The sequence below is a fragment of the bacterium genome, from assembly GCA_040755755.1.
Taxonomy (GTDB): domain Bacteria; phylum SZUA-182; class SZUA-182; order DTGQ01; family DTGQ01; genus DTGQ01.
Map to the genome: position 1 here is coordinate 46,245 of JBFLZW010000072.1, position 19,711 is coordinate 65,955.

Annotated in this window: 19 protein-coding genes; 4 read left to right on the forward strand and 15 right to left on the reverse strand. The window is 52.2% G+C overall.

The annotated features are described in order from the left end of the window. Positions 1 to 10 precede the first annotated feature (10 nt). The 15 genes from AB1611_19880 to AB1611_19950 form a co-directional block, all read right to left on the reverse strand. The gene (locus AB1611_19880) at positions 11 to 2,926 is read right to left on the reverse strand and encodes a complex I subunit 5 family protein (GenBank protein MEW6381841.1); all 2,916 of its coding nucleotides are present in this window, start codon (positions 2,924 to 2,926) and stop codon (positions 11 to 13) included. A gap of 41 nt (positions 2,927 to 2,967) precedes the next feature. Next, the gene (locus AB1611_19885) at positions 2,968 to 4,482 is read right to left on the reverse strand and encodes a proton-conducting transporter membrane subunit (protein MEW6381842.1); all 1,515 of its coding nucleotides are present in this window, start codon (positions 4,480 to 4,482) and stop codon (positions 2,968 to 2,970) included. A gap of 9 nt (positions 4,483 to 4,491) precedes the next feature. Then, a complete protein-coding gene (locus AB1611_19890) occupies positions 4,492 to 6,261 on the reverse strand; it encodes an ATP-binding protein (protein MEW6381843.1) in 1,770 nt (589 codons plus the stop codon). A gap of 260 nt (positions 6,262 to 6,521) precedes the next feature. Then, positions 6,522 to 7,514, reverse strand: a complete 993-nt coding sequence (locus AB1611_19895; protein MEW6381844.1) for a response regulator — start codon at positions 7,512 to 7,514, stop codon at positions 6,522 to 6,524. 16 nt (positions 7,515 to 7,530) lie between these two features. Further along, positions 7,531 to 7,902, reverse strand: coding sequence for a hypothetical protein (locus AB1611_19900; GenBank protein MEW6381845.1), 372 nt, complete (start codon positions 7,900 to 7,902; stop codon positions 7,531 to 7,533). A gap of 20 nt (positions 7,903 to 7,922) precedes the next feature. Next, the gene (locus AB1611_19905; GenBank protein MEW6381846.1) at positions 7,923 to 9,482 is read right to left on the reverse strand and encodes a proton-conducting transporter membrane subunit; all 1,560 of its coding nucleotides are present in this window, start codon (positions 9,480 to 9,482) and stop codon (positions 7,923 to 7,925) included. Between the two features lie 68 nt (positions 9,483 to 9,550). Continuing rightward, a complete protein-coding gene (locus AB1611_19910; GenBank protein ID MEW6381847.1) occupies positions 9,551 to 11,116 on the reverse strand; it encodes a proton-conducting transporter membrane subunit in 1,566 nt (521 codons plus the stop codon). Between the two features lie 178 nt (positions 11,117 to 11,294). Beyond that, complete coding sequence (locus AB1611_19915) at positions 11,295 to 11,699, reverse strand: cation:proton antiporter subunit C (protein ID MEW6381848.1); 405 nt, start codon at positions 11,697 to 11,699, stop codon at positions 11,295 to 11,297. Further along, positions 11,674 to 12,216: an MnhB domain-containing protein gene (locus tag AB1611_19920; protein ID MEW6381849.1), complete on the reverse strand. Its 543-nt coding sequence runs from the start codon at positions 12,214 to 12,216 to the stop codon at positions 11,674 to 11,676. The genes AB1611_19915 and AB1611_19920 overlap by 26 nt, the downstream gene beginning before the upstream one ends. After that, positions 12,209 to 12,550, reverse strand: a complete 342-nt coding sequence (gene mbhE / locus AB1611_19925) for a hydrogen gas-evolving membrane-bound hydrogenase subunit E (protein ID MEW6381850.1) — start codon at positions 12,548 to 12,550, stop codon at positions 12,209 to 12,211. Before mbhE ends, AB1611_19920 begins: the two co-directional genes overlap by 8 nt. After that, positions 12,551 to 12,799, reverse strand: a complete 249-nt coding sequence (locus tag AB1611_19930) for a hydrogenase subunit MbhD domain-containing protein (protein MEW6381851.1) — start codon at positions 12,797 to 12,799, stop codon at positions 12,551 to 12,553. Positions 12,800 to 12,819: 20 nt separating this feature from the next. Then, complete coding sequence (gene mnhG / locus AB1611_19935; protein MEW6381852.1) at positions 12,820 to 13,170, reverse strand: monovalent cation/H(+) antiporter subunit G; 351 nt, start codon at positions 13,168 to 13,170, stop codon at positions 12,820 to 12,822. After that, complete coding sequence (locus AB1611_19940; GenBank protein ID MEW6381853.1) at positions 13,170 to 13,445, reverse strand: monovalent cation/H+ antiporter complex subunit F; 276 nt, start codon at positions 13,443 to 13,445, stop codon at positions 13,170 to 13,172. The genes mnhG and AB1611_19940 overlap by 1 nt, the downstream gene beginning before the upstream one ends. Next, positions 13,442 to 14,005: a Na+/H+ antiporter subunit E gene (locus AB1611_19945; protein MEW6381854.1), complete on the reverse strand. Its 564-nt coding sequence runs from the start codon at positions 14,003 to 14,005 to the stop codon at positions 13,442 to 13,444. Before AB1611_19945 ends, AB1611_19940 begins: the two co-directional genes overlap by 4 nt. A gap of 326 nt (positions 14,006 to 14,331) precedes the next feature. Continuing rightward, positions 14,332 to 15,243 carry a hypothetical protein gene (locus AB1611_19950; GenBank protein ID MEW6381855.1) on the reverse strand — a complete coding sequence of 304 codons (912 nt, stop codon included), beginning with the start codon at positions 15,241 to 15,243 and terminating at the stop codon, positions 14,332 to 14,334. Positions 15,244 to 15,454: 211 nt separating this feature from the next. Here AB1611_19950 and AB1611_19955 point away from each other — a divergent pair, with 211 nt between their 5' ends. The 4 genes from AB1611_19955 to AB1611_19970 are packed head-to-tail and all read left to right on the forward strand — an operon-like array spanning position 15,455 to position 19,669. Then, on the forward strand, positions 15,455 to 16,675 hold the full coding sequence (locus AB1611_19955) for an efflux RND transporter periplasmic adaptor subunit (protein MEW6381856.1): 1,221 nt from the start codon (positions 15,455 to 15,457) through the stop codon (positions 16,673 to 16,675). Continuing rightward, a complete protein-coding gene (locus tag AB1611_19960) occupies positions 16,665 to 17,345 on the forward strand; it encodes an ABC transporter ATP-binding protein (protein ID MEW6381857.1) in 681 nt (226 codons plus the stop codon). Before AB1611_19955 ends, AB1611_19960 begins: the two co-directional genes overlap by 11 nt. Continuing rightward, the gene (locus AB1611_19965; GenBank protein MEW6381858.1) at positions 17,345 to 18,499 is read left to right on the forward strand and encodes an FtsX-like permease family protein; all 1,155 of its coding nucleotides are present in this window, start codon (positions 17,345 to 17,347) and stop codon (positions 18,497 to 18,499) included. Before AB1611_19960 ends, AB1611_19965 begins: the two co-directional genes overlap by 1 nt. After that, positions 18,500 to 19,669 carry an ABC transporter permease gene (locus tag AB1611_19970; protein ID MEW6381859.1) on the forward strand — a complete coding sequence of 390 codons (1,170 nt, stop codon included), beginning with the start codon at positions 18,500 to 18,502 and terminating at the stop codon, positions 19,667 to 19,669. It begins immediately after the preceding gene. The last annotated feature ends 42 nt before the right edge of the window (positions 19,670 to 19,711 follow it).

Genomic DNA, 19,711 nt, shown 5'->3' on the forward strand with positions numbered 1-19,711 from the left:
TCCTTCATCCCTATCGTTTGAAAAAAAAGGTTATAACAGCGGCCAGTACCCCAAAAAAGGTAACGATGGTCGATAAAGCTATGATCATGGCGAAAAATGTTTTAATGTATAAAAAGCCGACCAGGGTGGCGACGATGATTGTCAGGGTTATGGTAATCCAGGTAATATAACTGCTGATATCCCCGCTATGGATTTCACTCGCCCTTTTACACATGCGCAAAAACCGTGATTGAGCAAAATCGTTTCCTCCCAGTTGGATTTTCGACAAATCTTCAGAGCCGATAATATCAAAGAGCGCTCGCTCGATGAACCTGTCATACCAGACCTCAACGATATTAAAATACTTCCAGAGCCCGGCCTTGAATTCATCGCGTCTGGTTAACATGCCCCAGAAAAAGCGGCTGAAAATAACCCGGTCATACGCTCCACTCAACTGGCCATCCGCTCTGGTGGCGTTATCGAAAATGCTGCGCTTGTCCGCTGCCAGGTCAAAAGAGTCTGAAAATTTTTCATCAGCATGTGAAATTCTGTCAAACAGCCTTCTCTCGGCAACAGCCCTGGCCTTATCAAAAACCATATCGTACATCGCATCTACCCGGGAAAAATGACCAAACATACGCCTGGTCCGGGCAGTCCGGTCGATAACCTGGGTATAGCTCTCATCGACCTGGGAAATGTGGCCGAATATTCCCTTGGCCCGAACGGTCTGATCAACGGACCGGGCATAGTGCTCGTCAACATGGGAAATCAGCCGGAACATGCCTTTTTCAGCATGCTGAACCGGATCAGGCACAATCAGTTCCCGTTTGATTCCCGGAATCCACAGATACACCATCAGCACGGAAATAATTTTCTCGGCCACCCCGACAACTCTCTGGTAGGTTACCCGGCACACAGTGCGAAAGCCGGTAAATGCTTTCTGGTAATAGGGAGTCAATCCCCAGGCAGGCGACAGGACTTTTTCGGAAAGCCCGGAAGCCAGAAAGATGAGGAAAATCGTTCCTCCAGCCAAAATAGCCGTGCTGCCGCCGGAAAGGTTGTGAATTGCCTCCGTACTGGCCAGCAGGGTCCGGTGAACCGGATCATACCACAGCGGCAGGGTGGAGTGGGGCAGAGCGGCAGCATGGATATTATAGATCAGATGATAGGCATGAGAATGGGCGTCAAATCCAAAGTAGGGCAGCATGGGACCGATACAATGCTCCAGCAGCCAGTTGGGAAACAATCCAAAGAGCACAATACCTGCTGAAAAAAGAAGCAGTGAGATATTCATGCCCAGAGGCGAGGGAGAAGAAACCGGTTTACTCGTCGCCTCCTTTTTCGGTCCCAGAAAGACCATGCTGAAAAGTTTCATGGTATAGGCGAAGGTGCCGCCAGCCGTAATGATGAAAATGATTTCAGCTATCCGAAGCCCGAAATCGGGAGTGTGTGTGGGGGAGAAATGGACCGAGTGCTGATAGGCCTCCAGGATGGCATGGTGCAGCATGGTCTTGCTGGCAAAACCGTTCAGCAAAGGGAAGCCGGCAATAGCCAGGACACTGATCAGCAGCGTCAGGGCGGCAATCGGCAAATCCCGCCACAATCCGCCGAGTTTTCGGATATCAAGCTCCCTGGTGTGAAAGTAGACCGCTCCGACGCTCAGGAATAAGCCCACCTTGAACAGGGCGTGATTGACGATATGGTAGAGGGCTCCTGCAAGGCCCATCGCCCCGCTCCTGCCCATATAGGCAGCGCAGCCGATGCCCATGACAATGTAGCCCATCTGACTGACACTGGAATAGGCTAAAAGCCGCAGCGCCTGGGTGGAAAGCAGGGCATTGACAGCCCCCAGCAGCATGGTCATGATCCCCACAAAGATCAGCACATAGCCTAATTGCGCACAGGTCATCCAGGCCGCGGAGTTTTCCAGGTGGCTGGAAGGAGCAAAAATCAGGTTGACGGTCCGGAATATCCCATAAGCGCCAACCTCGATCATGACCCCCGACGAGAGGGCAGCGGTGAGGCAGGGGGCTGAACCATAGGATGAAGGCATCCAGATATGCTCAAGAAAGACACCGGCTTTGCCGCCAAATCCTATGAGAAAGAGCGCGGCCACCCCATACTTGAGAGCCGGATATGCCATCCGGTCAAGGGCACCCGCCGCACTCTGCATGTCAACCGTACCGGCAAAATACGAGAACAGGAAAATTCCGAACAGCAGCAAAAGGCCGGTAAATACCCCAAAGTAAAGATAAACCCTGGCAGACTGCAGGGCTTCCTCATCCTCGCGATGAATAACCATCAGGTAGAGAAAGAGAAGGATCGATTCATAAAATATGTATAGAGTAAAGAGGTCCCCGGCCAGGAAAGCCCCCAGGGTTACACTCAGGCAGCACAGATTGGCGAAATTGTACCGCAGGCGGTGCTGCTCAACGGCTAAATACCCCTGCGAGAACATGGCAACCAAAAACCATACCAGGCAGGTAAAAACCGCCAGCGTAAAGGCCGCAGGATCGACCCTGAAGGTCAAATTCAGTGAGAACGAGGGCAAAAAGGGAAGAGCATAGTAGATTCCCTGGCGCAGAGCGCCTGCAAACCTTTGCCCCTGGATCACCGGCGAGTACATCAGCAGGGAAGTGGCCAGGGTCAGACCGCTGAACAGGGTGACAATGATCCCCTGCCCCTGACTGTCCCGCAGCCACAGGAGCATCAGAGCCCCGATCAGGGGGATGAGGATAACCACCAGCGGGAGGGGGGAAGGAATGGACGTTTCCGGAGCCACTCTTTGGGTGACTTCCCCTGCTGCATGAGAACTATGCTCCGCGGGCTGTGAGGCCCAAACTTCAGACACCAGGGAGGGAGGAGAAAAAGCAGGGGAAGGAAGAGAACAAAAAAGGAAAAATACCAAAACCACGCCGACGCCGACCGATGCTGTTATCTTGTTCATGGCACAACTCTTCTCTCTGATGCTGAAAAAATCTCATACTGCTAATGAAAATAAAATTGGCTGATCCGCTGGGCCAGAGCCAGCGGGAAGCCAGGGAAAATCCCGAAAATCACCGTTCCCAGAGCCAGCAGGAAGACCGGAATCATCATCACCGGCCTGGGGTCCTGCCGATTCGCTCCCCTGTTACCCTCCTCCTGGATTCCAAACCAGGCGTTATAGACAATCGGGCCATAGTAGATCAGGTTCATGAAGCTGCTGACAATCAGGGTGCCGACGGCCAGAATGCCCACCCCCAGATTATAGGAGCCCACCTTGACCGCATCCAGTGCTCCGGCAGCCAGAAACCACTTGCTGATAAACCCGTTGAAGGGCGGAAGGCCGATCATCGACAGTGCTGCTGCCGTAAAGCAGGCGGTTACCAGCGGCATGCTCCTTCCGATTCCTTTCAGATCATTCAGACACCCTTTGCCGGTCTGATGGATAAATGCACCAGCGCACAAAAACAGGGCGGCTTTAATGATCGCATGATTGAAAATGTGCAGAATCCCGGCGGTCAGCCCCAGAGGAGAAAGCAGGGTCAGGCCGAGAATGATGTAGCCGATTTGCGATACACTGGAGTAACCCAGAAGCCTTTTGATATCTTTTTGATTAATGGCCGCCGCAGAGCCGATGAAAATGGACACCAGAGCCATTCCCAGCAGGATAGGCACCAGAACACCTGTCCGCAGGGATTCAAGACCGATGATACTGTAGATGGTCCGGATAATCCCGTAAGCCCCGGCCTTGATCATGACACCGGACGAGAGGGCCACAGCGCAGGTCGGAGTCTCGGGATAAGCCGAAGGCATCCAGAAATGCAGGGGAAAGATGCCTGCCTTCACCCCAAAGCCGAGGATGTAGCCCCAGAAAATCAGCGGCAGCCATTTACTTCCCTTTAATCCAAGGCCCACCACGGCAAGGTCGATCGAGCCGGTCAGGGAGCAGGTCAGTAAAATGGACATCAGGAGGATGAGCCCTCCGCAGATTCCCATGAAGATATAGATAACGCCCCCCCGCATGGCCGCCGGGGTCTGTTCGTGAAGCACCAGCACCAGCGAGGCTACGCTCAGAAGCTCAAAGAAGACATACAGGCTGAACAGGTCCCCGGTAAAGACCACGCCAAGCATGCCCACCAGGGTGAGGAGCGAAAAAACATCATACCGGATCCGGGCATGTTTTTTCCGCATGAATTCAATGGCAAAAAAGCTGGACAGCATCCAGACCCCCACTGCGATAAGCCCGATGAAGAATCCCAGGGCATCGACTCTGAACGAGAAAACCAGCGGGGGAAATCCTCCTTGAGGAGGGGTGAACATGGCAAAGGTCCTGGTGATGACCTTTCCCGCCCTGATGTCCGGGTACATGGCGGCAACGGTCAGAAAGGTCAGGAGCGTGGTGAGCGCGGTAAACAGGTTGACCTTTTCCGGAAATCGCCGGTTGATCCGCAGAATCACGGCAATTCCGAGAAGGGGAATGGATAATGCTAACAAGGGTAACATGCTGCTCATCTGGTTCATAGGTCTCTCTTACACAACATTCATCAGATTGTGAATCCTTCTTACTACATCCTCCGGCACAAAGGGATGGGTGATATAGTCATTCGCTCCCATCTGGAACCCTCGTTCAATCTCGGACCGCTGGGCAGAGGCCGAGAGGATGATTACCGGAATGTTCCGGGTTTTCTCGTTTATCTTGATGATCTGGCATAAATCATAGCCGCTTAGTTTTGGAAGACTGATATCGAGCAGTATCAAATCCACAGGGTCCTGGAAGATCTTTTCCAGGGCTTCGATTCCGTCACCGGCAGTGGCGATTTTCCAATTTTGCCTGCTGATGCAGGTTATGATCAAATCCCGGATAACCGGATTATCGTCAACCACCAAGATATGACGCTTCCTGGCATCCTGCTGTCTGTCTGGGGCATCCTCAGCCGTCAGGCTGTTGCAGGGCATCTTTTTATCCGAAGGCTCTACTCTGGTCCCGGCGGCCTCAGTCAAGGCTCTTCCGGCTCTGGGCAAGGTGAAGGAAAAGGTGCTGCCCTCTCCCTTCCTGCTCTTGACCCACATCCGTCCATGATGCAGGTCCACGATATTTCTGGCAATGCACAGCCCCAGTCCGGTCCCTCCGTGTTCACGGGTAGCCGAATTGTCTACCTGGTAAAATTTATCGAAAATCTTATGGATTTCCTCTTCGTCCAGGCCGATGCCCGTATCACTGACATTGATCTGCACAAAGTCCTGAGCAGGCCAGTTTTCACCCTGTGCCCCTTCCTCAACTTCGGGAAAAGCTTCCAGGACGACCTCTCCCCGGGCCGGAGTAAATTTCATGGCATTGCTCAAAAGGTTGGTGAGTACCTGGGAAACTTTCTGCTTATCTGCATAAACCTGGGGAAGCCCATCCGGGATACGGGTTGTGAAGCGGATTCCCTTTTTCTCGAACAGAGGCCGCATGGAATCGATGGTGACTCCTGCCATTCTGGCAAAATCCGAAACCTCCTGCCGGATTTCATATTTGTCCAGCTCGATCCGGGACAGATCGAGCAGGTCACTGATCAGACTATTCAAGTGATCCGCCCGCTCATCGGCGATAGTCAGCCCCTTGAGCTGCTGCTCATTGACCGGCCCCAGCCGCTGGTTTTTAATTAACGAGATATATCCCTTGATTACTGTAAGCGGCGTTCGCAGCTCATGCGACACGATTGAGAGAAAATCCGATTTTATGGCATTCAGCCTTTCCAGTTTCGCATTGGCTTCACACAATACCCGGTCCCGCCTTTCCAGTTCCTGATTAACCCTCTCGATTTCAACCCGCCGGTCCTGCAAAGATGCAGCCATGCGGTTAAACGCTCCGGCCAGCTCTCCGATCTCGTCATGGCTGCTGATGGCAATCCGCTCATTCAACTGCCCCTGGCCGATCGATTCCGCCTTTTTGGCCAGAGAAATGACCGGATCGGCAAATCTGTTCGCCAAAAATAACGATACGCCCAAGGTGGCGATAAAACTCAGCATCGTACCTGCAAAGAGGATGACTCTATCCCGTGCAGCTATCCTGTTTAACCGGTCCGTGCTTCGGATAACCTCCCGGTCCTTCGGACTGGAAGGGTCCAGCTTACCGCTCATTTCCCGAAGCTCATAACTAACCCGCAGCAGGGAAACATAGGCAAAGGTTCCCACCGTGATCGTACAAAAGATGACCACCAGAAACCCGATCATCAATTTCTGAGTAATCGAAAGATTCGTTATTCCTGAAAACATAAAAAATACCAGCGACCACAGAGGAAGGATGGTAACAACCATCACCCCCACCCAGCCTCCCCTGCCACAGGGTCTCCCTGCCTCAAGGGCAGTGTCATTGCCTTCGTGCTACTAACCCCAAGTCCCTCACCCCAACCCTCTCTCCAAAGGGACGAGGGAGAAAAACGCTCTGCCTTTTCTCTGTGTTTCTCTGTGCCTCTGTGTCTCTGTGGTGTCCTTTGCCTTTGTCTTTGTATTTGTCTTTGACTTTGCCTTGGTGTTGGTATTTGCCTTAATCTTGGTCTTTGCCTTCGTCTTTTTCCTTACCCGTCCAGGGTGACCGGAGAGTCGGTCGCCTCATTTTTGGCCGTTGATTGAGTCTTTCGCCGGTCCTTCTGGTAATTGCTCCCCTCAATCCTCTTGACGTGCTTCTTTAATTCCGCTGCCTTCTCAGCAACCTGGAGATGATGAATAAACTGGTTGTTTTCATTCGTAATAACCACAATCGAAATAGTCATCAGCGGGAATTTTTTAACCTCTCCCCTTCGATCCTCGCTGATCAGGTATCCTCTGGTTACATCCTCCTCGTTATACTGGATCGGAATGAGACTGTCGAAGATTCTGATAATTTCCTGGCAGATCTGATCCGCTTTATCAGGAGTGGTCAGGACCACAAAATCGTCGCCGCCGATATGGCCGGTAAAGTCCTGGGGGTTGCCAAAGCGCCTTACGCTGTCTGAAATCGTGTGCGCGCAAAATTTGATGATCCTGTTTCCAGCCGCATACCCGTAATTGTCATTATAGACCTTGAAGTTATCGAGATCGATGAACAGGGCTGCAAAGCTTCTCTGCTCATCAATGGCCCGCTGGATTTCCTTCTCGATGGGAACATTGCCCGGCAGATGCGTCAGGGGATTCGCATAGAGATCGCGCCTCATTTTCCGGAGCAGGGCCTTGATTCTGGCCTCCAGCTCTACCGGGTCGAAGGGCTTGACCAGGTAATCGTCAGCCCCGATATTCAGCCCTTCAACTTTATCGTTTATGGTCTGTTTGGCTGTCAGCATGATTACCGGAACATGGGCGGTTTTGGTACTTTCCTTCAGTGCCTTGCACACTTCCATGCCTGACTTTTCCGGCAGCATAACGTCAAGCACCACAACGTCAGGATCATAGGCATTAACCTTTTCCAGGGCCTCGACGCCTGTTCGGGCCTCTGAGATACGGTAAGCGCGGGAATTCAAACTCAGCCGGATAATATCCCGCGTATCCGGATCATCATCGACAATCAATATCTTGGTCTGCTCGGACGAGTTCATTCTCCTTCTCCTTGCGTCATTTTGACTCCCCCCGTAAAGTGCTGCTTTTTTTATTTTTCAACCTGTCCAGGTAGGTGATAAATCCAAAAGCCCAAAGAGCGATCCCCAGAGTCAGCTTGTAAAAAAACCGTAAAAATCCTATCTCATTGACCTCATGATATCCGGGAACAAATACTTTTGCGGCAGAATCAAAATACCCGCTTAAAATCTGTCCCTGCTCCATGAGATAGAGGGAAAGAGCCAAGAAAATGAAAAGTAAGGTCAATGGCTTGATAAGCCGATGTTTCTCCCTTTGATGGAGGAAGAAAAAATACGACACCATAAGAACCACCATGGCGATTAATCCAACCCAATACAATTTATAGAGCAGGGGAATGTTACCAGACATCCAATAAAACTCCTTCCTGATTACGGGAAGAATATACGGCTGATCTGCCAGGCAATGCGCAGCGGTATGCCCGGCGCAATGCCAAAGACCAGAACAGCAGTGGTTAATAGTAAGATCGGCGTCAGCATGACCCAATTGGGATCTTCGCTTTTATGCTCTTTCGAGCCTGGATTGGCTGAAGCGGCATGAGCGTGATCCGCCACGGCAGCATGGCTGCCGGCAGGCTGGTGGGCTGCATCGTGCTCCTCTCTTGGCTGCATCCAGGCACCGATGACTACCGGACCGTAGTAAACCAGGTTCAGCAGACTGCTGAGCAGCAGGGTCAGGAGGGCGATCAAGCCCAATCCCGGCCAGTAATTACCCATTTTCATCATATCCAGCGCTCCCAGGGCCAAAAACCACTTGCTGATGAACCCGATAAACGGCGGCAGCCCGATCATCGACAGGGCGCAGATGCTGAAAGCCAGGGTAATCCACGGCATTCTCCGTCCAATTCCCTTCAGGTCCTCCAGGTTCCGCAGACCGGTTTTATAAATAAATGCCCCGGCGCACATGAACAGTGTCCCTTTCATCAGGGCATGGCCAAAGATATGGACCATGCCGCCGACAATGCCCCGCGGAGCCAGCAGGCAAAATCCCATGATGATATACCCGATCTGCGAAATACTGGAATAAGCCAGCATCTTCTTGATTTCCGTCTGGGTGATGGCGCAGGCTGACCCCAGAAAGATAGTCACCAGACTGATAATCAGCATCGGCAGCAACAGGCCCATGTGATCCTTGACAATGTCCTGATAGCCGATGATATTGTAAATGGTCTTGAAAATTCCATACGCTCCGGCCTTGATCATAACGCCCGAAAGAAGTGCACTGGCTCCGGAGGGGGCTACCGGGTGGGCTGACGGGAGCCAGATATGGAGAGGAAACATACCGGCTTTGACTCCGAAACCGATGATGTAGCCCCAGAATATCCAGGGCAGCCATTTGCTCCCCTGCAGCCCGAGGCCGATCAGGGTAAGGTCTCCGGTTCCGGTAATGTAATAGGTCATGACAATGGAAAAGAGGAGCACCAGTCCTCCGGCGATTCCCAGGAACAGATACTTGAATCCCGCTTTCATGGCCTCAGGGGTTTCCTCGTGAAAGACGAGAATGGCCGAGGCCACACTCAACAGTTCGAAAAATATGTAGAGCGTGAAAAGGTTTCCGGTAAAGACCACGCCCATCATTCCGCTGAGTGAGAGAAGAGAGAAGATGTTGAACCGGGCATGTGCATGGGAATGATGCATATATTCGATGCTGTAAATTGAAGACAGGGTCCAGAGGACAACGGAAATGAGGCCGACGAAAAGACCGGGCAGATCGGCCCGGAAAACGAAATTGAAGCCCAGCCCCGTATCCAGGGTAAGGTCAAGGATATTCCCGTCGACAATCGCCGGATACATGGCGAGAATAAGGAGCATGGTGACTCCGCTGACAATAGCCGTATAATGATACAGCCGGTGCTTCTGGACAAAGGGGCGAAAGATCATGGCAATGAGAGGGAACATAACCACTAACAGGGGAAGATAGCTTTTAATCATAATCGTTGTCTCCTTGAGCTACCGAAAATGCGCCAATAGTAAAAGCCAGGGGGGCAGCTTCACCTCTTTTACCTTAACAGCAGCCTGGCCGCAGGCAAGGCAGCACCGTGATAAGGATATTTTACGAGCACTCCCAGGATAATTACTAATACGGCTAAAATGCAGACCGGTATCAACATTGTTTTAGATGCTTCGTCAACTGTCTCTATCTCTATCTTCGGATTTCCAAAATAGCTGATCGCCACTACCCGAAAATAATAAACCGCATTCAACAGGCTGCTGACCAGAAGAACAATAAGCAGCCACGGCATACCCGCCTGGATAGTGGCTGTAGCCAGAACCCATTTGCTCATGAAACCGCACATCGGAGGAATCCCCACCAGCGAACAGGCTCCGATGGTGAAACAGGCCATGGTGGCAGGCATCCGATATCCCAATTTTCCCATGTCGGTGATATTCCTGATGCCCGTTTTGTACAGAATGATTCCGGAGCACAGAAACATCAAACTCTTAACAATGGCATGGTTAACGATATGGAGGATAGATCCGGCCAGCCCATAGGGAGTGATCAGAGCTATCCCGAAAAGAATGTACCCCATCTGGGCAATGGTTGAATAGGCCAGCATTCTTTTTAACTGCGTCTGAACTATTGCAAAAAGTGAGCCACTCAGAATGGTGATACTGCTGATAATTAAAAAAAGCGGAGAGATGATTTCTCCATAGTAGCCTTTATGGATGCCAAAAACCGTGAACACAAAGCGAATCAGTAAAAATACCCCGGTAGTTTTGACAATCAGTCCGGATAAAAGAGCACTGATCGATGCCGGGGCCGCGGGATGAGCATCAGCCAGCCAGGCATGGCTGGGGAAAAAGGCAGCCTTGATACTGAATCCCATGATGAATAATCCCAGTGAAGCATAAACCAGATACCGGTAGGGAGAGAGCGGTGATCCGGGATGAGAGCCGACGATTTTGGCAATCTGCTGGGAGGCATAATTCATATTGAGCGTTCCGGTGGCATTAAAGAGGAGCCCAATGGCAAAAACGATCAGGATTGAGCTCAAAGCCCCGGTGAGAATATACTTGAAGGTGGCTTCCAGCGACTCAGGCCGCCCGCTGATAGAGACCAGCGTATAGGAGCTGATGGAAGCGATTTCGAAAAAAACATAGAAATTGAAGCAGTCGCCGGTGATGGCAATCCCGGACATTCCTGCCAGCATCAGGAGCAGCAGAGTGTAATAATAGGTGTGCTTTTCCTTCGGTACTTCATGGTGAATGTATCGGCAGGAATAGAGCGAGGCCAGAAAACCGATGCCGTTGATCAAAATCAGCAGGATGGCCCCGAAAAGATCTGTGCGCAGGGCGATGCCGATCGGCTGGCCTGTCTGGAGCTGGCTTTTGCCTCCCCAGTGATATCCGGTCAGATACTCGATATATCCGGTGGGGGAGGCCAGGACCTTGGTCAGGATCGCCAGAGAGGCTGTAAAACCGGCCACGGTGACCAGAAGGACCAGGGGCTCCCGGTATTTCGGGTTGAGCCTGGAAATGATGGGAATTACCAGGGCACTGGCTATTAAAATAACCGGGACCAAGATTTGTAAATGAGATGCACCGATGCCAATAGCTGAATCCATACTACCAACCATTCCTTATGAGCTTTTAGATCAACAAGTTGCTTATACCTGGCTAGCTTTCGCGCTCGAGATTATATCCTTTTGATCGCTCTCATGATCACCCTACACCAGAGAGAGGAGCATTCGTAGCCTTGATGCCGCCCTGCAAGGATCATCTATTTTTTGAGATCGTTAATCTTTACCCTTTTAATCTCATGATCTTCCGAGTATCCAATGTCCCGTAATGTTCGTATATTTTTATGGATAAGGCCAAAGAAATGGCCGTTACACTGATGCTGACCACAATGGCCGTTAAAATAAGGGCCGATGGTATTGGATTAACCAAAGCCACCTGCCCGGCTGCCGCTCTGGCCGCATGCGCGGCATCGGCAATTTCCGGCGGTCCTGCCCACTGCCAGGTGGCAGGTCCAAGCCGGACATCCGCCGAGGCGATGAAGAACAGGTAGACCGAAGTTTCGATCACATTCATCCCGATCAGTTTCTTGATCAGATTGGGTTTTACGATCAGCGCATACAGCCCGATGCAAAACAGGATGACGGTAACAATGTAATCGATTCTACTCAATACCGGTTCGATCCACATCCGACCATCTCCTCGTGTACGGCAGTTCCCGGTGATTTTTCCGATAGGCTTCATCCCGCCTCTCTTCCAGGAATGCGAAAAATAACCCGGTGAAGATACTGGCCACAGCCAGACCGACACCGATATTAATCCAAAAAAGAGTCCCTCCGCTGAGAAGCTCTCCCGGCATACCGGACGGATAGATACCAGCCGCCTTATTGGCCAGAAAACGATATCCCAGGAACATACCGGCCAATCCTGCGCCGATATACAGGAATATCCCCGCACTGACCCCCCACATCAATGAAGAAGCGGGGACCATCTTGCGGCCCTTTTTTCTCTGAAAAGCCAGAGTGAAGAGAATGCATGCGGCACTGATAATCACCCCGCCCTGAAATCCCCCTCCCGGAGTCAAATGCCCGTGAGTGATCAGGTAGATGCCGAACATGATAACAAAGGGGCACATTATCCGGCTGACCTGCTGAATGACAATGCCTGTATGGTATTCCTGTCGATCTTTCCTTCCCTGGTCATTCATGGGGGTTGTCACTCTCTCTCGTGCCGATGATGGAAAGTACGCCAATCAGGGCTGCAAATAAAACAGTTGTTTCAAAAAGGGTATCATACCCCCGGTAATCGAAAATAATGGCCGCGATAATATCCAGCGCACCCGTCTCCGCGCAGGCATGACGATTGTAGTGCAGGGCAACGGAATCGGCCTTTTCAACCACCTGAGCTTTGGTCAGGGAAGGATCAACGAAATCTGCATATCCGGGCAGATGAGGATCCCCGATGGGGTTAAACCTCATGATAACCAGTACCATGCTGAAGGCAAAAACCGTAAACAGTATGGCCGGAAGAAATTTCCTCACTTAATCCTCCCTCCTCTTTGTCCTGCAGAGGGCGGCGACGAACAAAATGCTGGAAATTCCAGCTCCCACGGCAGCTTCGGTCATGGCCACATCCACTGCCCTCAATATGCTGTAGGTTACGGTAATAGTAAAGCTGTAAGCACTGTAAATAATGACCGATTCCAGAAGGTCCCTGGACATGATGGCCGCAAGAGCAGTCGCCACCAGAAAGATCAGGATAATCACATGAGCCAGGATTACAGGATCCATATTTTTTTCTCTTTCCTTACTCAACCTTTCCGGTCCTTCAAAAGATTCACGGTGGTTCCCTTCACCCACGGCACCCCGGTCTTGTAGCAGAACCGCAGAATGGCATGCACCGCTATCGGGTTGGAAAACAACATGAAAACAAGAATCAGCAGGATTTTTAAACTCTCCAGGGGGTTGATGGTCAACCAATAGAGCCATACGCCGGTCAGGGAGAGGAGAAACCCCGGGCCATCACCCTTTCCGGCTGCATGGGCCCGGTTATACGGGTCAGGCATCCGGATGATACCGACCGTGGCTGCAACGAAAAAAAATACACCGCCGGTAATAAAGATTCCGGCTACAATCTGCAGCAATACCGTCACGTAGATCATCACTCACCCAGGTCCCGATGTTCCAGATATTTGATAAAAGCGATTGTGGTCACATAGATCAGCATGGCATAGAGCATGGCGATATCGAGGAACGAGCTTTTTTGAAAAATGGCCGCCAGAAAAACGAACGCCACTACGGCCTTGGTCCCCACTACATTGATGCCAATAATCCGGTCGGCAGTGGTCGGACCCAGCACAGCCCGGTAGAGGCAGAAAAAAATCGTGCAGGACAGGACCAAAATAGCCAGTTTCAATAAAAAGTCGAGCTCAATCACCTTTGTTTCCTCCGATAAATAGAGCGGATTTTCTCCACAAATCCCCCGCTCTCCAGTATCCCCTTCACTGCTTCCTGACTGATACAATGAACCCAGAAAATACTTCCTTTATCCGTTTTTTCCGCCTCAATAGTAATCGTACCGGGCGTAAGAGTAATCGAGTTGGCGTTCAGGGTAATCTCCCCATCCGTGTGCAGAGGAGTTTCAACCTGGACAATGCCCGGAGAGATCATCAATTGTCTGCGCAATACTCTCCTGGCCACATCGATTCCGGCCAGGAAAATATCGATCATCAGACGATTGCCGTACATGACCAGCCGAAACAGCGTTCCAAGGTCACGGTGCTTCGAGATTTGCCGGGAACTGAAAATACATTCCGGGTACAGGGAAACGATGAGCAGGGAAATGATCAATCCGACGATACTGTGTTCGAAAAGATTTATCAGACCTAATTTTGACCAGATGCCGTCATGGAGAGAAATAACCATCCAGAACAAAAAAAGACAGACTGCCGCCACCCCAAATTCATCCCTCTTTTTTCCCCTCAATAACCTTCTCAAAGCTTACTTACCACCACAGCACTTGTGTTAAAGCCACCACCATCCGTGAGGTGGCCATACTGTATCCCAACCCGCCACCTCGACTTTCAAAACAATCAGCACGTTAAAAATTTACCATACCGGCACTGGCTTTGTCAAAATTATTTTTAGTGAATTATCTCTGTCTTAAGTCTAAAAAATACAAGCCATTAATACCCTGTGGCTGGGAAAAACCCAGAATGAAAAACTCTCCTTACGCACCATTCATACATCATTCTTCGATACAAAATCTACTCAAACCGACTTTTTTTAGGAATAAAACTTGCATGCCCCCCAAAAGCCAGCATTCAACCGCTCATGATAAACTTGCTGCTCAAGGCATTATGAGCCGGGTAAGCCAAAAGCCCTGAAAAAGGCAAATGCAGCCCGGAACCGGTCAAATAACCATTAATGATCCTTTGCGGAGCGGCCTTGATAAACCACTCGTTCTGCTCGTAGACGACCGTATGCCGCCCGCCGGGAGAGAAGATATCGAACTCGCTCCCATTCAGTGGCGTGCGGAACAATACCGCCGCCGCCGATACGGAGCCGGTACCGCAGGAAAAGGTTTGCCGCTGAGATCCTCGCTCATAGGTCCTGATAAGGGCATTCCTGTCCTTTACCTCAAACACCATGGTGATATTCACTCCGCCTTTAATGCCGGTAATATCCCGCAAGGGACGACAGTAGTCCTCGAAATCCTTCTGGTTCATACGAACCCCGTTGAATGAAGCCGGAGTATCTATAACCAAATGGGGCTCCCCGGCCCGCACGAGGCCGAATACCGGTTTGCCCTGAAGCAGGAATCCGGGAATTTTTGTCAATTCCTGGGTGAGGAGAACTGCCGGGCCAATTTCCACCTTCCATTCCCCGTTAAGTTTAACGGCCATCTTCACCCCGCTTGCACTTTCAACCTTAATCCTGTTGCTGCTCATCTCCTCGCCAACCTTGGCAGCCGCATAAATCATGCCGTTTCCGCAAAAATCGGCCTCATGACCATCTCCACCCAGGACCCGCAGACGCACGTCAGCTATGGGGGAATCCTGGAGTACGAGCAGATCGTCAGCCAAGGGAGTTGTACAGAGGATTCTTGCCAGCCAGAAGAGATACTCCATCGGAAGACCTTCCATTCCTCGACAGTCGAGCAATACAAAGTGGTTCAGAAGCGTATGTCCCAGCTCCACCGGTATTTTCCCTGAGTTTAGCGATCGCCTCATCATAGTTTACCCTTCTCCGTTATTATATTTAACCAAATATATAATCAGCCTGTTCGGGATGCTGCTATCATCCCCGGCCTTCTCTCTCCCTCACCCCCAATCGGCATGTTCATTCTCCGGAAGCTACCAGATGGGGGAGGGGCGAGGATGGAACAAGTGTGCAGGGACTTGACGTGCCTTTACCGAATATTCTTAGAAATAAGGACAACGATGCATGGCCGACATTGATCTCTCAAAACTCAAGCTGGATAGATCCCCGGTAGCCGAACCTTCGGCCAAAGCCGCACGGCGTGGGTATCGTCGGCTTCTCGCCGTATTTATCCTTTTGGGTGCTGCTGCATTCGTTTTCAGAAAAGTGCTGGTCCCAACTCACCAGGTAGAAGTCACCACGGTTTCCCAGATATACCCCGCTCAAACCCTTACTGTTTTAAACGCCAGCGGCTATGTGGTTGCGCAGCGCAAAGCTGCTGTATCATCCAAGATCACTGGCCGGCTGGTATCACTGTCGGTTGAAGAGGGAAGCAGGGTCAGGGAGGGGCAGGTGATTGCCCGGCTTGAGGAAGCTGATGCTGTCTCGGCCCGGAATCAGGCAAAAGCCAATCTGAGGGCGGCGCGGTATAATCTCGAGCAGGCCAGGGCTGAACTTCGAGAAGCTGAACTGGTGTTAAACCGAAGCAGGCAGATGCTGAGCCGCGGCTTCCTGTCACAGGCAGACTACGATAGTGTCGAAGCCCGCTACCAGAAAACCTCGGCCGCGGTTACCGCAGCCGAGGCAGCGGTGGATGCTCAGGCAGCAGCCCTTGAGGGAGCCAGCATATCGGTTGACCACACCTTTATCCGGGCCCCCTTCGATGCTGTGGTGCTGACCAAAAACGCCGATGTCGGCGATGTCGTTACCCCTTTGGGGGCTGCGGCCAACATCAAGGCTGCCGTAGTCACCATCGCTGATATGAATTCCCTCCAGGTTGAGGTGGATATTTCCGAATCCAATCTGGAAAAGGTGAAAATAGGCCAGCCATGTGAGATCCAGCTCGACGCTCTGCCCCAGTTCCGTTTCAGCGGGGTCGTTCATATGATCGTACCGACCGTGGACCGGACCAAAGCGGCCATCATGGTCAAGGTACGGTTTTTGGATAAAGACAGCCGCATCCTGCCTGAGATGAGCGCCAGGGTTGCTTTCCTCTCACGTCCGCTGAGAAACGACGAGAAAACCCTGCGGCAGGTCGTAAGCTCGACCGCCATCGTGACCCGGCAGGGGAAAAGGGTGGTCTTTATGGTCAAAGGAGACCGGGTGATTGAAACCCCGGTTACGAGCGGCGACAGGTTCGGCGATATGGTTGAAGTGGTAGGCGGGGTGAAGGTTGGGGACAGGCTCGTGGTAAAGCCGCCGGACGAATTGCGGCACAGGGCCAGGGTAAGGGTTAATGAAACCTGAGCAGCCGATTGTCGAAATACGGAATCTGTCCAAATCATATCGCCGGGACAGCCAGAGGGTGTCGGTCCTTGAGGGCATAACGCTCGACATCGAGGCAGGGGAATTCCTCGCTCTGATGGGGCCTTCCGGCTCCGGGAAAAGCACCCTCCTGAACCTGGTCGCCGGCATCGATAAGCCGGACAGCGGAACTATCAGAGTGGGCGGTATTGATATATCGCTCCTTTCCGAAGCTCAACTGGCCCGGTGGCGGGCCGCTCATGTGGGTTTCATTTTTCAGTTTTACAACCTGATCCCTGTGCTCACGGCCTTTGAGAATATCGAATTGCCCCTGCTTCTGACCAGCCTTTCCCGGCAGGAACGGCGGGAGCATGTCGATGTGGCCCTTCATCTGGTCAATCTCCAGGACCGGCAGGATCACTACCCCGGCCAGCTCTCCGGAGGCGAGCAGCAGCGGGTGGCCATTGCCCGGGCCATTATCACCGATCCGACCATCGTGGTGGCGGATGAGCCGACAGGCGATCTGGACCGTATCTCTGCCGGGGATGTTCTCGACCTTATGGACCGTCTCAACCGGGAGCTGGGCAAAACCATCATCATGGTGACCCATGACCCGCGGGCAGCCGAAAAGGCCCGGATTATCAGGCACCTGGAAAAAGGGGTCCTGCAATGATGCTTCAACTCAAGCTGCTGTTCAAAAATGCCTTCCGCCATAAGGTCCGCACGTTTTTAACCATTCTCAGCATCACCATTGCCCTTCTGGCCTTCGGGCTCCTGCAAACGTTCATCAATGCCTGGTATGCCGGGCCGGAAACCTCTTCCGCCTGCCGGATGGTGACCAGAAACGCCATTTCCCTCACCTTTCCCCTTCCCCTTTCCTATAAAGATAAAATCCGCCAGATCGAGGGAGTGCGGGAATTGACCTACGGGAACTGGTTTGGCGGCATCTATATCGAAGAAAAAAACTTCTTTGCCAACTTCGCCATCGAGCCGCTGGGGTATCTTAAACTCTACGACTACGCGATACCGGACGGGCAAAGGGAAAAATTTCTGCGTGACCGCCGGGCGGCCCTCGCCGGGCGGGCGATCGTGGAGAGATTCGGCTGGAAGATCGGCGATATTATTACCCTGAAAGGAACGATCTATCCCGGCACCTGGGAATTTATGCTGGCCGGTGTCTATCGCCGGGGGAGTGTCGATATCGATGAATCCCAGTTTTTCTTCCATTGGGATTACCTCAATGAAGCGCTCAAGAAGTCCATGCCCCATCGGGCGGATCAGGTCGATTTCTATATTATTGGCGTGAGCAGGCCGGAAATGACCACAGAAGTGGCTCTGGCAGTGGATAAAACCTTCAAAAACTCTCTGGCCGAGACCCTGACCGAAACCGAACGGTCCTTCCAGCTCAGTTTTATCACCATGAGCGAGGCGATCATCAAGGCCATACAGCTTATCTCTTTTGTGGTAATCGGCATCATCATGGCTGTGGCTGTCAACACCATGACCATGTCGGTCAGGGAAAGGATCGGTGAGTATGCGGTCTTTAAAACTCTGGGTTTCGGTGGCCGCCAGATCGTCGCCTTGATCGTCGGAGAGTCTCTGATTATCACCATGACAGGCTGCATTATCGCTATTTTCCTTACCTTTCCGATGGTAAAAACCCTGGGCCGGACCCTTCGCAATTACCTGCCGATATTCAGGGTGGATCGAGAGGTCTTTTATTACTACCTGGCAGCCTCTTTTGTGGTCGGGATCGTGGCGGCCATTATCCCGGCATGGCGGGCGCTCAGGGTTCCCGTCGCCGAAGCTTTGCGGAGGATCGCCTAGATGGCCGGCATTCCCTTTTCCTACAGCGTTCGAAACCTCTGGACCCGCAGGCTGACTACCTTTCTTACTGCCCTTGGCATGGCGCTGGTGGTATTTGTTCTGGCTTCGAGTCGGATGCTGGCCGAGGGGCTGAAAAAAACCCTGGTCCAGACCGGATCCGCGGACAATGTGGTGGTTATCCGCAAGGGAGCGCCTACCGAGGTCCTCAGCGGTATTGCCCGTGAGCAGGCAGCCATAGTCGAGTCACAGCCCGAGATCGCGCTCGGCCCCCGGGGACAGCCCTTGCTGGCCAGGGAAGTGGTGGTCCTGATCAACCTTCAAAGGCGGGAGAGCGACAGACAGGCGAATGTAGTGATCAGGGGCATCGGCGAGCGCTCGATGCTCCTTCGGCCCAAGGTGAAACTGGCGCAAGGACGCCTGCCAAGGCCGGGGACATCGGATATTATCGTCGGACGGAATATCGCCAGAAGATTTCAGGGAAGCGGCATCGGGGAAACTCTCCGCTTCGGCCTGCGGGAGTGGACGGTAGTGGGTATATTCGATGCCGGAAATACCGGCTTTGGCTCGGAAATATGGGGTGATGTCGATCAGCTCATGCAGGCTTTCCGCCGTCCGGTCTATTCTTCGATCATCTTCAGGCTGAACAGAATTTCGCATTTTCAGCAACTGAAGGCAAATATCGAAACCAACCCGCGCCTGAGACTGGAGGTCAGGCGGGAAATCGAATATTATGCAGAGCAATCGAAATGGATGGCTAAATTCCTGCGTGTTCTGGGAACGACATTGACCGTGATCTTCTCGCTGGGAGCCGTTATCGGGGCCATAATCACCATGTATGCCGCCGTGGCCACCAGAACCCGCGAAATCGGGACCTTACGCGCTCTCGGCTTCCGGCGCACAGACATCCTCTCGGCCTTTCTCTTCGAGTCCCTGCTCCTCGGCTTTCTGGGCGGTGTGGCAGGCCTGTTTTTTGCCTCCTTCCTGCAATTTTTAACCATCTCGACCACGAACTTTCAAACCTTCTCGGAGCTGACCTTTTCCTTCTCCCTTTCCCCCAGGATAGCTTACCAGGCCCTGGCTTTCTCACTGATCATGGGCCTCGTGGGTGGAGTGCTCCCGGCCTTCAAGGCTTCACGCATGAATATCGTCGAGGCGCTTCGGGCAGGTTGAAAGGTAAATCGGTTAGTATTTGACATTATTTTAATGAACTAG